The organism is Salinicoccus siamensis, assembly GCF_055391965.1.
Window position 1 is genome coordinate 872,439 of record NZ_AP043765.1, and the last position, 14,487, is coordinate 886,925.

13 protein-coding genes are annotated in these 14,487 nt (G+C 46.7%); 11 read left to right on the forward strand and 2 right to left on the reverse strand.

Annotated elements, in window-relative coordinates; genetic code table 11:
* Positions 1-42 precede the first annotated feature (42 nt).
* The 4 genes from ACZ5LF_RS04600 to leuS all read left to right on the forward strand — a co-directional run bounded on the left by ACZ5LF_RS04600 (position 43) and on the right by leuS (position 5,468).
* Entirely contained in the window at positions 43-771 is a 729-nt protein-coding gene (locus tag ACZ5LF_RS04600) for an ABC transporter ATP-binding protein (protein ID WP_380569305.1), read from the forward strand.
* A complete protein-coding gene (locus tag ACZ5LF_RS04605) occupies positions 768-2,312 on the forward strand; it encodes a hypothetical protein (protein ID WP_380569306.1) in 1,545 nt (514 codons plus the stop codon). The genes ACZ5LF_RS04600 and ACZ5LF_RS04605 overlap by 4 nt, the downstream gene beginning before the upstream one ends.
* Before the next feature lie 5 nt (positions 2,313-2,317).
* Positions 2,318-2,791 (forward strand): methylated-DNA--[protein]-cysteine S-methyltransferase, encoded by a 474-nt coding sequence (locus ACZ5LF_RS04610; protein ID WP_380569307.1) that lies wholly within the window; start codon positions 2,318-2,320, stop codon positions 2,789-2,791.
* Positions 2,792-3,056: 265 nt separating this feature from the next.
* A complete protein-coding gene (leuS, locus tag ACZ5LF_RS04615; protein ID WP_380569308.1) occupies positions 3,057-5,468 on the forward strand; it encodes a leucine--tRNA ligase in 2,412 nt (803 codons plus the stop codon).
* 37 nt (positions 5,469-5,505) lie between these two features.
* On the opposite strand, the gene ACZ5LF_RS04620 is transcribed toward leuS, so the two are convergent.
* Positions 5,506-6,756, reverse strand: a complete 1,251-nt coding sequence (locus ACZ5LF_RS04620; RefSeq protein ID WP_380569309.1) for a BaiN/RdsA family NAD(P)/FAD-dependent oxidoreductase — start codon at positions 6,754-6,756, stop codon at positions 5,506-5,508.
* Between the two features lie 79 nt (positions 6,757-6,835).
* Here ACZ5LF_RS04620 and ACZ5LF_RS04625 point away from each other — a divergent pair, with 79 nt between their 5' ends.
* The 7 genes from ACZ5LF_RS04625 to trmB all read left to right on the forward strand — a co-directional run bounded on the left by ACZ5LF_RS04625 (position 6,836) and on the right by trmB (position 14,022).
* A complete protein-coding gene (locus ACZ5LF_RS04625) occupies positions 6,836-8,470 on the forward strand; it encodes a putative polysaccharide biosynthesis protein (RefSeq protein WP_380569310.1) in 1,635 nt (544 codons plus the stop codon).
* A complete protein-coding gene (locus tag ACZ5LF_RS04630; RefSeq protein ID WP_380569311.1) occupies positions 8,471-9,163 on the forward strand; it encodes a pseudouridine synthase in 693 nt (230 codons plus the stop codon).
* Between the two features lie 68 nt (positions 9,164-9,231).
* Complete coding sequence (locus ACZ5LF_RS04635) at positions 9,232-9,972, forward strand: hypothetical protein (RefSeq protein WP_380569312.1); 741 nt, start codon at positions 9,232-9,234, stop codon at positions 9,970-9,972.
* A 104-nt stretch (positions 9,973-10,076) separates the two neighbouring features.
* A complete protein-coding gene (gene pepV / locus ACZ5LF_RS04640) occupies positions 10,077-11,498 on the forward strand; it encodes a dipeptidase PepV (protein ID WP_380569313.1) in 1,422 nt (473 codons plus the stop codon).
* The gene (dat, locus tag ACZ5LF_RS04645; RefSeq protein WP_380569314.1) at positions 11,488-12,336 is read left to right on the forward strand and encodes a D-amino-acid transaminase; all 849 of its coding nucleotides are present in this window, start codon (positions 11,488-11,490) and stop codon (positions 12,334-12,336) included. The genes pepV and dat overlap by 11 nt, the downstream gene beginning before the upstream one ends.
* A 221-nt stretch (positions 12,337-12,557) precedes the next feature.
* Positions 12,558-13,349, forward strand: coding sequence for a phosphotransferase family protein (locus ACZ5LF_RS04650; RefSeq protein WP_344702545.1), 792 nt, complete (start codon positions 12,558-12,560; stop codon positions 13,347-13,349).
* Positions 13,350-13,389: 40 nt separating this feature from the next.
* Positions 13,390-14,022, forward strand: coding sequence for a tRNA (guanosine(46)-N7)-methyltransferase TrmB (trmB, locus tag ACZ5LF_RS04655; protein ID WP_380569315.1), 633 nt, complete (start codon positions 13,390-13,392; stop codon positions 14,020-14,022).
* 97 nt (positions 14,023-14,119) lie between these two features.
* Here trmB and ACZ5LF_RS04660 read toward each other — a convergent pair whose 3' ends face one another.
* Positions 14,120-14,419, reverse strand: coding sequence for a hypothetical protein (locus ACZ5LF_RS04660; protein ID WP_380569316.1), 300 nt, complete (start codon positions 14,417-14,419; stop codon positions 14,120-14,122).
* Between the last annotated feature and the right edge of the window lie 68 nt (positions 14,420-14,487).

Consider the following 14,487-nt stretch of genomic DNA (forward strand, 5'->3'; position numbering starts at 1 on the left):
GATGGAATTATTAATCCAGATTATTGACGACGAGGAGATCATATGATTAAAGTAAACCGGTTGAATAAGAACTATAGCGCACATAATGCAGTGACAGACCTCGATTTTGAAGTGGGGGATGGCGAGTTGTTTGCATTCATAGGCCCGAATGGTTCCGGCAAATCCACAACCATCCGCATGATGACTGGACTGCTCGAGCCTTCATCGGGTTCAGTCGAGCTATTTGGTGAAGAAATGCGTCTCGACAAGATGGCGCTTAAACAGCGTATCAGCTATGTGCCGGATACTCCAGACTTGATAGGCAGGCTCAATGGCCATGAATATCTGAATTTTATAGCGAGTGCCTACCGTATGGAGCAATCTGCATTTATGGAAAGAAAACAGGAACTGTTGGCGCTGTTTGACCTAGAAGGCGCTCTTGGGACTTTGATAGAAGAATATTCCCATGGCATGAAACAGAAGCTGGCTCTCGTCGGTGCCTTAATCCATCAGCCTGATATCCTATTTCTGGATGAACCAACCGTGGGGCTCGATCCTAAAAGCAACAGAAATCTAAAGCAATACTTGATAGAGTACGTCAAGAGTGGCAAGACGGTGTTTTTGACGACCCACAACCTCTCCCTTGCTGAAGAGATTGCCACAGATATATTGATTATATATGACGGCAAGAAACGTGCCCATGGTTCGCTCGAAGCCTTGAAGCAGGAAGCGGTTGGCGTAACTTTGGAAGACATCTTTTTGGAATTGACTGATGGAGAGGGCGTGCGATGATTCGTCTGATACTTAAAACTGAAATGCGTTCTGCCTTCAACTATTGGAAGTCAATGGGAGAAACAAAGGTGATTTTATACATCATCATGGCGCTTCTATTCATGCTTTTGCCATTGCCGTTGCTCGGATCGCTACTTTTTACGTTGACGCTATCGCTGAAAATGGATCATTTGAGCAGCTACATCATGATCCTGTCGCTGGCCGCCATAGCCATATTGACTCTGCTGTCGATACATTTCATCATCAAGGACATGATTCTAAGTGCGAATGTACCAATGTACCTCTCTTTTCCCATCTCGGCTAGGGACTTGTTCTGGGCTAAGTTCATCAAACATGCATTTCTGCATGTGGCCATCATCCTTATGCCGATAAGCATGATAGTGGGGGTGGCCCTAGCCATTCGGTTTGAGGAATGGATGCTGCTCATAAATAGCGCGGTATACTTTCTGGCAGTGGGTGTGGTGATTACATCTTTGGCTTATTTATGCACCTTTTTGACAGCCCACATACTACCTGTCAAAAAGGTCAGTGGGGTACTCTCATTTGTAGGGGCTGCGTCCTTCATACTGGTCTATCTCGCTTTCTTCGCTCTCGGAGATTCGATAAAGGGGTGGACAAAGAGGCTGCCTGAGAGCCCTGTGTCATTCGACGGGTTCCTTTACGGGTTTGATGTAGCAACAAGCATCATATTCATATTATCTCTGGTTGGTCTTGCGGTCGTAATGGCCAAGTCGGCCAACCATGTGACAAGACGGGCGATGGTCCGGGGCTGGAATTTTTACGGCCACACCGGCAAAAGAATGAAGTCAGGGACGAAACTCGAGCAGGTCGTGCATCCGATTGTTACGCTGATGCGCAAAGATCTGAAAGTGACAGTGCGTGACTTTAAGGAGTTGGCCGTGCTCTTGCCATATTATCTATTGCCACTATCTCTAATCTACGTCTCCGGATTCTCAGAGCAGACCGAGACGGGTGCTCTGGATATGATCGATATCTTCTTATCGGCAGTTGGAGGAACATTGGTGATGTCTTTATTTGTCGGGGCATATAATACTGCACGTGATGCTGAACATTTCGCGATGCTGAAAGCTCTGCCGCTCAAAGGGTCAAGCATTGCGGTATCGAAGTACCTTTTCACTCTGCTGACCACTGTACCTGTAATGATGGCGGCCTTCACTATAGTCTGGTATTTATCACCGGCGGCGCCAGGGGACCTCGTCCTCCTAATCATCATGATATTGCTGTCAGCCCTTGCAGCAGTGCCGATCGGCATGATGATAGGCAGCAAAAACCCTGTGGTCAGCTATAGGAATCCGAGGAAAAGGCTCGATACCCTAAGCAATGTAATGATCAGCTTCTCCCTCGTAGTCGTACTTATGCTGACAAGGGCGGCTACAGGGCTGATGGACGGATCAACTGGAATGGACCGGCAAATGCTGATAGTAGGTTCCCTCGTATTACCAGCAGTGGTTTCAATATGGCTGCTATGCAAAGTGGCAAAGCGCTATGATAAAGGGTTTAAAATCACCTATAAGGAGTGAAGGAAATGCAAAACATCTATTTTATGGATGCACCGGTAGGATGGTTGAAAATTCGTTCTGAAGATGGGGTTATTGTGGAAGTCGATCATGCTGACAGACCAAAGGATGATCAAGATTTAACGGAAGTATCTGAAGTCATCCGCCAATGTGTGACGGAGCTTGAAGAGTATTTTTCAGGAGAACGCCGCACTTTTGAAGTGCCAATAGATATCACCCGCTCCGGTACGGCCTTCCAGAGAAAAGTGTGGCGTCGGCTCAGTGAGATACCTTACGGCGAAACGATAAGCTACAAGGAATTGGCGCTCGACTGCGGTGGGCCAACCTATTCACGTGCAGTGGCAAATGCGAACGGTAAAAATCCGGTATCAATCATCATCCCGTGCCATCGGGTCATTGCCTCAGATGGTTCGCTTGGGGGGTATACCGGCGGAGTAGCCAAAAAATCAAAACTTCTAAAGATTGAAGAGACGGGACTATAGCGAGATTGCGTCTTGCGTATTGGCGGTTTATAATCTATATTTATAAGTACAGGAACCAGTATTGTGCATAACCATATCCAGAGAGCCGGTGGATGCTGCAAACCGGCAATGCGTGCACAGGAACTCATCCGGTACGAATCAATTCCATGTAGTATAAAAGAGCTGCACTATCAAGTGAATGCGGGTGGTACCGCGGTCGTATACATATATGATCGTCCCATGCCTTATATTGGCATGGGATTATTTATATTCAAGGAGGATTATCATGACGTTCAACCATAAAGAAATTGAAAAGAAATGGCAGCAATATTGGGAAGAGCAGAAGACTTTTAAAACTGAGGATAAAACCGGGAAGGAAAAATTCTACGCGCTGGATATGTTCCCATATCCTTCGGGGGCCGGCCTGCACGTTGGGCATCCGGAAGGATATACAGCGACCGACATCATCTCGAGGATGAAGCGCATGCAAGGATATAATGTACTGCACCCGATGGGTTGGGATGCTTTCGGACTGCCTGCTGAACAGTATGCCATCGATACTGGAAATGATATCCGCAGCTTCAATGAAACGAACATCGAAAATTTCAGGCGTCAGATAAAAGAGCTCGGATTCAGCTATGACTGGGACCGTGAAATCAATACGACGGATCCGGAATACTATAAATGGACACAGTGGATCTTCATCCAGCTCTACAAAAAGGATCTCGCATATATCGATGAAGTGCCGGTGAACTGGTGTGAGGCGCTCGGTACGGTACTGGCGAACGAAGAAGTCATCGAAGGATTGTCGGAGCGCGGTGGACATCCGGTCGTCAGAAAACCGATGAAACAGTGGATGCTCAGGATCACCGAATATGCCGACCGGCTGCTTGAAGATCTCGAGGAATTGGATTGGCCGGAGTCATTAAAGGACATGCAGCGCAACTGGATCGGCAAATCGGAAGGCGCAAACGTACGCTTTGACATCGCCGGCACGGGGGAATCTTTCGAGGCATTCACCACCCGCCCGGACACCATCTACGGCGCAACCTATGCTGTCCTTTCTCCTGAACATGCACTGATCGAAAAGATATGTTCAGATGAACAGATTGAAGCGGTCAAATCATATCAGGAACAGGCAGCGATGAAAAGCGAGCTCGAACGGACTGATCTGGCAAAGGAAAAAACAGGAGTGTTTACGGGCGCATACGCCATAAACCCGCTTTCCGGAGAGGAAATGCCGATATGGATTGCAGACTATGTATTGGCGAGCTACGGCACGGGTGCAATCATGGCTGTACCAGCCCATGACGAGAGGGATTACGAATTTGCCCATGCTTTCGACCTGCCGATCAAAGCAGTTCTTGAAGGTGGGAACATCTCAAAAGAAGCCTATACGGGTGACGGCCTTCATATCAATTCCGGAGAGTTGGATGGCCTCGATAAAGAGGAAGGAATCAAAAAAGCAATCAGCCTCCTCGAGCAAAAGGGGGTAGGGGAGCAGAAGACGACCTACAAGCTGCATGATTGGCTCTTCTCCCGCCAAAGGTATTGGGGCGAGCCGATTCCAGTCATCCACTGGGAAGATGGTACAATGAGTGTCCTGGAAGAGGATGAGTTGCCACTCACCCTGCCGCAGATGGAAAAGATCAAACCGTCCGGTACAGGTGAATCGCCGTTGGCAAACAACGAAGAGTGGGTCTCCGTCACACGTGAAGATGGCGTCAAGGGCCGGAGGGAAACGAATACGATGCCGCAGTGGGCCGGCAGCTGCTGGTACTATCTGAGGTTCATCGATCCCCATAACCCGGATGCCCTTGCTTCCAAGGAGAAGATTGAGCATTGGCTGCCTGTCGACTTGTATATCGGTGGAGCAGAGCATGCCGTCCTTCATCTCTTGTATGCGAGGTTTTGGCATAAGGTGCTGTACGACATCGGTGTCGTCAATACTAAAGAGCCTTTCCAAAAACTCTTCAACCAAGGGATGATACTTGGGGAAGGTAATGAAAAGATGAGTAAATCCAAAGGGAACGTCATCAATCCGGATGATATCGTCGCCTCCCACGGGGCGGATACGCTGAGACTCTATGAAATGTTCATGGGGCCGCTCGAAGCGTCGATTGCATGGAGTGATAAAGGACTGGATGGTGCCCGTCGCTTCCTGGACCGGGTATGGAGATTGTTCATGGATGAGGATGGCAGTGTAAGGGACTCCATCGTCGATGAAGAGACTTCTGATATGACTAAGGTCTACCACGAAACAGTCAAGAAGGTGACTGATGACTACGAGACGCTCAACTTCAATACGGCAATATCCCAGCTTATGGTATTCGTCAACGAAGGCTATAAAAAAGACAAGATAAACAGGGCTTTCGTCGAAGGCTTCATTAAACTCCTGTCTCCAGTTGCACCGCATATAGCAGAAGAACTGTGGGAAAAGATGGGATACACGACCACAATCGCCTACGAAGATTGGCCGGTCTATGATGAATCAAAACTTGTTGAAGAAGAGATCGAAATCGTCATTCAGGTCAATGGCAAAGTGAAGCATAAGATGAATGTGCCAACAGGGGCTTCAAAAGATGATCTGGAACGCATTGCAATAGAATCCGATAACGTCCAACAGGCAATCAGGGATAAGACGGTGCGTAAAGTAATCGTGGTTCCGGATAAACTTGTAAACATCGTAGCCAACTAAAAAAACCCGCTTCCAAAATGTTTTGGAAGCGGGTTTTCTATTGTGCTGCACTGTTGCCGGCGACATAGCCTGTAACAAGTGCACTTGTAATGTTGTAACCGCCCGTGTAGCCATGGACGTCAAGCACTTCCCCAGCAAAATACAATCCTTTCACCAGACGACTTTCCATGGTTTGAGGTACGATTTCCTTAAGGCTTACACCTCCACCGGTCACAAAGGCCTTTTCAATGGACTGGGTACCATCCACATCAAACTCGAAGTGTTTCAGGAACTGGATGATCGCATTGATATTCTCCTTGGACACATGATGCCCACTTAGCGCTGCATCGATACCCAAGGATTCGAGCATAAAGATCACCATACGCTCCTGCATGAGTGGCTTCAGAATGTTCTTCAGGGAGCGGTCCCGATTCTCCCTGATGGCGCGCTCAACTTGCTCCTTCAATTGGCCGGCAGTGGCGTCGGGATAAAAATCGATCGACATTCTTATGGTCTCCGACTTCTGACTCTGCAGCTCTTTATGGACGAACTGGCTGCACCTTAGACTTGCCGGACCACTGATGCCGAAGTGGGTGAAGATCATATCCATGCGATGGGTCACCCGCGGCTTACCATTCTTTTTCAGCACGGAAAGGGCGACGTCAGACAAGCTTAACCCTTTTAATGCACCTGACTTTATGAAAGGCTCCGAAGAAGTGATGGGGACTTCCGTCGGAAAGAGCTCAGTGATTTTATGTCCTCCCTGTTCTGCAAAGCGGTGTCCGTCACCGGTGGAACCAGTGTGTGGTACGCTTTTGCCGCCTGTGGATACAATGACTGACTTCGCTTTCATGGTACGGCCATCAGTGAGTCTGACGCCCTGCACCGTCTTGTTGTCGGACATGATTTTATCCACGGTCGTTTCAGTCATGATTTCAACCCCATTTTGTTCAAGGGCGTCAAGAAAGACTTGCAGTATGTCTTTTGCCTTGTCCGTTTTCGGAAACATGCGCCCGTGGTCCTCTTCCTTTAAGGCGACCCCCCTGGATTCGACAAATTCGATGATGCTCTCATTATCGAATGTAGAGAAGGGGCCGTAGAGAAATTTGCCATTGCCAGGGATATGCTTGATGATCTCCTCATAGGGGAGGCGGTTGGTGACATTGCATCTGCCGCCCCCCGAAATGAGCAGCTTTTTCCCGAGGGTTTTATTTTTCTCGATCAGCAGCACTTTGTTTTGGGTCTGAGAAGCGGCGAATGCCGCCATGAGCCCACTCACACCACCGCCTATTACAACTGTCTGGTACATCTGTTGTTCTCCTTTTTGTTTAAAACTGTTATGCTTTCGATTATAATGAATATTATTCTTAAAATAAGAGGGTTATAAAATGTCTGATTCAAATAAGCTGGTGCGCGGAACATTTCTGCTCACTATCGCGACAGTCATCACGAAAGTACTTGGTATGCTATACCTGATACCATTCTACAGCATTATGGGCGGGGAGGAAAATCTCGCTCTCTATGGGTATGCGTATACGCCCTACACAATCATGCTGTCTATTGCTGCAGCCGGAGTGCCGGGGGCAGTGTCCAAATACGTATCCAAATACAATGCACTGGGGGCGTATGCCACAAGCCAGAAGTTATACCGGTCAAGTCTGCTCGTCATGATGGCGTCAGGATTCATCGCTTTTTTAATTCTATTCTTGGCGGCACCCTATATTGCAGAACTGCAGACGCTTGCTGCCGGTGACGGTGAACATCGCTGGTCCACCGAAGATATTACCCGCATCATCAGGGTCGTGGGCGTTGCGGTGATCATCATCCCGTTCATGGCGACTTGGCGTGGCATCTTCCAAGGATTCGAGTCATTTGGGCCAACAAGTGCCTCTGCAGTCGTCGAACAGATCTTAAGGATCGCCTTCCTTCTCATCGGTTCTTCCCTTGTGCTCTATGTATGGAGTGGATCTGTACAGACGGCCAATGAGCTTGCAGTGTTTGCAGCATTCATCGGGGGTCTTGGTTCACTGGCGACACTGTGGTTCTTTTGGCGCAGAAGAAAACCCCACATCCAGAAAATGGTCGAGTCGGATGAGACGGATTATGATTTCTCATATAAGGAAATGTATTCTGAAATCATCAGATACGGTATTCCATTCATCATAGTCGGCATCAGCATCCCACTCACTCTGTTCATCGACCAATTGACCCATAATAATGGTCTTGCCCTTGGCGGGGTACCTGAAGAGTTTCATGATGCATGGTTTGGCATGCTGAACCTGACGACGCATAAACTCGTCATGATTCCGACGGCCTTCGCCTCTGCATTTGCTATTACAATCTTGCCGTTCATCACGAAAAACTACCATCAGAGCAATATGAAAAACGTGCATCATCAGATCAAGATGATGGTTTTAATGCTGTTGTTCTTTGCCGTACCTGCAGCAATCGGTATGATGATCCTGGCAGCACCATTGTATACTTCGTTCTATAGCTATAATGAAATGGGCATTAAGATTCTGATGTTCTATGCACCGGTCAGCATCGTCATTTCACTGTTCACAATCACATGCTCCATCCTTCAGGGCATCGATAGGCAGAATCTGACGCTCTATGTCGTTCTGACGATGCTCGCCATAAAAGCGGCAATCAATATTCCGCTTATAATGCAATTCGGCACGGTCGGGGCCGTCATGGGCACCGGCATAGCACTTGGCATTGGTGTCGCGATCAATTTCTACATTATCAGGAAGCACGGTGGGTTCAGCTTGAGGACATTGTTCAGACCACTGGTGGAGATCATGGTCTACAGCCTCGTGATGCTTTTGGCAGTCGAAATTGTATACTATATTTTCATCCTGAATGCCGAGGTTGAGCAGAAACTCAACTCCATCATCATCATGGCCGTCGCAGTCCCGGTAGGGGGCATAGTCTATATGATACTCTCCTTCAAAACCGGGCTGGCTGATGAGATACTCGGAAGCAGGGCAGATAAGATACGCAAAAGATTGAAGGTGCTATAAATGAGACTCGACAAGTATTTGTCGAATGCCGGCTTGGGCAGTCGGAATGATGTTAAAAGGTTCATCAGGAAAAAACATGTCGCAGTCAACGGTAAAGTGGTCACGGATCCGAAATCATCCGTTTCAGCCGAAGATACAGTCGAGATTGATGGAGAAGCAATCCAGCTCGAACAATACATCTATTTTATGCTGAATAAACCTTCAGGTGTCATTTCTTCCACTGAAGAAGGCGCCACGTCAACTGTAATCGACCTGATCGACCACCCGCAAAAAGACGAACTCTTTCCAGTCGGAAGACTCGATAAAGATACAACCGGACTGCTGCTGATCTCCAATGATGGCAAACTCGCCCACACTCTTTTGAGTCCAAGGAAAAAACAGCCGAAGACATATATCGCGACGTTGGCAAAAGCGCCGGAAGAAAAAGATTTGGAACTGCTCAGGGAAGGGGTCCCCCTGAAAGATTTTACGAGCGCTCCGGCTCAAGCACACAGGTTGTCTGAGAAGGTCGTTGAATTGACGATCACCGAAGGCAAGTTCCATCAGGTGAAAAGGATGTTCGGGTACCTGGAAAATGAAGTCATTGCTCTTGAGCGCATTTCATTTGCCGGCTTGGAGCTGGATGGGACTTTAGAACCTGGGGAATACAGGCGGCTCAAAGAAAATGAAATTGCTTTGTTGAGAAACGTTTAACAAATATGCCAATGGGTAAATATCAATCAGTGGACGACTACAAAATAATATGACAAGAGGTGTTTTAAATGGCTAGAAAAACAGGTGGATTGCTGAAAGTTGCAGCTATGCTCGGCCTTGCTGTAGCTGCTAAGCAACTTTCCAAGAAGGAAAACCGTGATGCAGTGAAGAATGAATACAGCAAAGTGAAAGAAGATCCTAAAAGCTATGCCCAGGATGTACAGGACAAACTTTCAAAACAGGCTGGAGAATACCAGGAAAGAGCGAAGAGTGAATATGACCGGGTGAGACAAGATCCGAAGGGTTACGCTCAAAATGTGCAGGAAAAAGTGAATAAACAAGCTGCTGAGTATCAGGAGCGGGCAAAATCCGAAATCGAGAAAGCTAAAGAAGACCCGAAAGGATATGCCCAGTCAGCACAAGAGAAAGCCAAATCAAGAATGAACAAAGATGAATCGAAAAATTCAGACGATGGTTCGGACGGCAATGACAAAGTTTCTGCAAGCCAGGGCAAAAGTAGTGTGTCCGGTGAACACTCCACAAAACCTGATAGGATGGATGCAGAAGGTCAGCTGACTGATGAACAGATGAACAATGAGTGGATTTCAGAGGGCGGCATCCACCCGCAGGAACATCTGCAGGATGATGTTAGCCACGGTGAGTTGAATAAAGACGAAGCAAAAGTGATTGAAGGGCTAGAAGACGAAGAAAATGTTGATGTGGTACAAGACGAGGGTGAAATGGACGGCAACCATAACATCCACGTCGTCACAGATGAAGGCCTACAATCAAAAAATAAAAATAAGTAATAAGAACGGGGACACGTGAGATACACGTGTCCCCTTGTTTTTGTGGTTTCTTTTCTTTATCATTAAGCTAAAGATTGCGTCATATTTTATGGGGGTTGTCATCGATGGATTATAAATCGTTAGTAGAATTACATAGGGAAGCACTGATCAATGACCTTAAGGGGCTGCTTGAGATAGAGAGTGTAAAGGGAGAAGCTGTAGAAGGCGCACCAGTCGGCACTGGACCGAAACAAGCATTGGACTACATGATGGAGCTTGGCGAAAGAGATGGTTTCCTGACCAAGACCGTCGACTCGATAGCGGGGCATATCGAAGCGGGGAAGGGAGGACCGCTGTTTGGAATATTGGGGCATGTCGATGTGGTTCCGCCAGGTAGTGGCTGGGATTCCGAACCGTTTACGCCAAAAGTTGTGGATGGCACAATTGTGGCCCGTGGCGTGCAGGACGACAAAGGGCCGACAATGGCTGCCTATTACGCAATGAAGATACTCAATGAACAGGAACTGCCCTTCAAATATCGGACGCGTCTGATCATCGGCACTGATGAGGAATCCGATTGGAAATGTACAGAAGCCTACTTCAAGTCAGAAGAGATGCCTGAGGCCGGATTTGCGCCGGATGCTGCATTTCCACTTATACATGGGGAAAAAGGCATCTCTACATTCAACCTTGTGCAAAAGAATCTCCAGGTTGATGAAACTGAGCCGAACATCGAGTTGAAGGTGCTGATTTCAGGCGAGAGATATAATATGGTGCCTGAAGATGCAGAAGCCAAGCTCAAAGTCCTCCAGAACATGAGTGAAGTGATCCAGTCGTTTGAAGACTTTTTACGCGAAAATGAGGCAGAAGGTAATTATGAAGTGGATAACGGATTCCTGAAGCTCGGCATCCAAGGAAAAAGTGCGCATGGGTCTACACCAGAGGCAGGAATCAACGCTGGACTTATACTGATTGATTTCCTGTCGAGATTGAATATGGATGATAATGCGGAGAGCTTCGTAAGTTTCGCCACTGAAAGACTGGCAGGCAGCACCGATGGTTCATTGCTCGGCATGGATGCCTCCCATCCGGAACTGGGGGAGACGAGCGTCAATGTCGGAATGATCAACTACACGGAAGTGGATGGTGGCGTCTTTGGTGTCAATCTGAGATATCCCGAAGGCCTCGATTTTAAGGCAGGGGTGGAAAATTTGGATGCAGAGATCATGGAACAAGGCTTTACTGTCGAAGATGTCGACTTCCAGCCTCCCCACTACGTGGATAAAAATGATCCTCTAGTTAAAATACTTACAGAGACATACCGGAACCATGTCGAAGATGAGTCTGAACCATTCACGATAGGTGGGGGTACATATGCGAGGGTACTCGAGAAGGGTGTTGCATATGGGGCCATGTTCAATGATACGGAAGATACTATGCATCAGAAGAATGAACGGATGAAAATAGAAGAGTTGCTGTTGGCCACCGAAATCTATCTGGAAGCATTGCATAGAATATGCATAAAGGGTGAATTGGATGAAAATTAGTTATTATAACGGTGAATTTAAGCAAGATGCAGATATCTCGATTGACTATAATGATAGGGCATTTTATTTCGGAGATGGCGTCTACGAAGTCATCCGGCTCTATAATGGTGTCTTCTATACACTTGAAGCACATATCGATAGGCTTTTCAGAAGCATTGAAAAGATAGGGATCAAAGGGATCGAGCGCAATGAAATCATGGAGATCATAGCTGGACTGCAGCAGCAGAACCAAATAAGCAATGGCTATATCTATCTTCAGGTATCAAGAGGTATAGATGGCAGAAACCATTCTTTCCCGGTTAATACGCCTCCTGTGGTTATGGCATATATGAATACGATTGAAAGTTCTGCCGCGCAAAATGAAGAAGGGGCAGCCATCATCACATCTGAAGACTACCGCTGGTTGAAATGCGATATCAAAAGCCTCAACCTGCTGCCGAATGTACTGGAAAAGCAGCGTGCTGTAGAACAGGGGGCCAAAGAAGCGGTATTGCACCGCAATGGCACTGTTACGGAAGGAACCTCAACAAATGTATTCATCGTCAAGGAGGGCACCTTGTATACTCATCCGGCGGACAACTTAATACTGAATGGCATCACCAGACTTTCAGTACTCGAAATAGCTGATGAACTGGAGGTCCCAGTAAAAGAAGAAAGTTTTACGTTGGCTGACCTTGCTGCAGCTGATGAAGTATTCATTACAAGCACAACTTTGGAAGTGCTGGCGGTAGACAGCGTTGATGGACAAGCGGTCGGTGAAGGACTTAAAGGTCCGATGACGATGCGAATCCAAGAAGCCTTTCAAAAAAAGACCCAAAAATTAAACATGTCCAAATAATGTTAAACTGAAAAATTACTCTAATTATTTTTTATTCCTTCAACGCTTGCACTGTATGGATTTGAGGGTGCCGGACATCCAGTTATCAAAATCGGTTCGACGATAGTTCTTGAAATAAGCGGTGAAACACTATAAAATTTATAACACGAACAGAAATCTGCGCTATCTTATTCTTGAATATTTAGCGCTTTTTTCTTTGATGATGAAAAGAGGTGTGGAATTTGGAGCATTTCTATCAGCTCGGCTGGACACTAGACCCCGTCGGTGGTGCCTCCGGTGAAGCCTATAAGGCGGAACAGGATGGCAGGAAACTCTTCCTGAAACGAAATGCCAGCCCTTTCCTTGCTGCGTTGTCTGCTGAAGGCATCGTTCCGAAGCTGGTCTGGACAAAAAGAATAGAGACCGGCGAAGTAGTGACGGCACAGCATTGGAAGAATGGCCGGGAGCTGACTCGTGATGAAATGTGCTCGGAGAGGGTCGCTTTGTTGATGAGTAAGATACACTCATCCAATCCTCTTCGCACCATGCTGAAAAAATTGGGCATGAAACCCATGTTGCCGGATCTCCTCCTCAATAAGATCCAAACGTCCCTTTCACCTAAGGTGAATGCCCATCATACTGTGCGGACGGCCATTCAATATCTGGAGAATGAAATGCCGAAGATCGATGAATCCTTCTGCACAGTGTGTCACGGGGATGTCAACCATAATAACTGGTTGCTGTCTGAACAGGACGAACTTTATCTGGTGGACTGGGAAGGCGCGATGATAGCCGATCCGGCCATCGATCTCGGGATGCTGCTATATACTTATGTGGAGCCGGAGGATTGGGAAGAATGGCTTGAGGGTTACGGTAAACCGCTCAATAGAGATTTAAAGAAACGTATGAAGTGGTATACTCTGGTCCAGGCGATCACTATGATCCAGTGGTATGAGGACCATAAGCGGTTTAAGGACATGAACGACTGGATTATCTTTTTGAATAAAGTGATAGAGAGGGACCGCTTCATATAGAGTCATGTTTTATAAGAATCGGTAACAGGTGGTAACTATAATGAGAATGCGTAATAAGCCATGGGCTATGGATTTTCTGAACGAACACGGGCATATCGTGGATACGGATTCGTCCTATGCAGGAAATATTCAGGGTTTTTTCCCTTCAAAGCAACCGATTCATGTGGAAATCGGTACTGGGATGGGGAGCTTCATCATTGAAATGGCCAAAAGAAACCCAGGAATAAACTACGTCGGCATCGAACTTGACAAAAATGTTCTGATCCGTGTAGTCGAGAAGGTGAAGGAACAGGAACTTGATAATATCAAGCTTGTCCTTTTAGATGCCCGCAAACTGGAGGAATATTTCGGAGAAGAGGAAGTGGAAAGGATATATCTCAATTTCTCCGACCCATGGCCGAAAAATCGACATGAAAAGAGAAGGCTTACCCATGAAGGGTTCCTTGAGGGATATAGAAAAATTATGTACAGGGAAGGCCATGTTGAATTCAAGACTGATAACAGGAGTCTGTTCGAGTTCAGTCTGAGAAGCATGAACAATTATGGAATGGCATTTGAAGAAGTCATCCTGGATCTTCATGCTGATGAGCCTCCTGAGAACATACGTACTGAATATGAGAATAAGTTCTCAGCTCAAGGAAATAAAATATACCGGTTAAAAGCATCTTTCTAGGATGCTTTTTTTATGTCGTGTATTTCCTCAATGAATAATGATAAAATGTAAATGGCGCATCGTTTCTCAAGGTATGGAAAATAAAAAAGCCGGGGAACTACAGTTCCACAGCTTCCATCATCTCACCTGTATAAGCATCTGCAGTAAATTGGTAACGCCTTGTCGAATCGCCTGCTCCCGTATGGAAGCGGCCAGTGTAGACATCGCGCTCAAGACCGAGAAACTTTTTCTTTGAAGGGCTATAATCAAGTGAGATGAATGTAATGTCATCATATTGAGCACGTAATTCTGCTAGGATGGCACGGGGGTGGACATTTTTGTTCATCCTGATCCATACAAGGGCAGGAAGCAGCGCAAGAAGAATAGCTATGAAAACCTTTACGTTTCTAGATGGCATTGTATGACCTCCTATCGCAATAATTTTATCATATTTATGTGTCAAATGATCATGAAAAGGGGAATTGT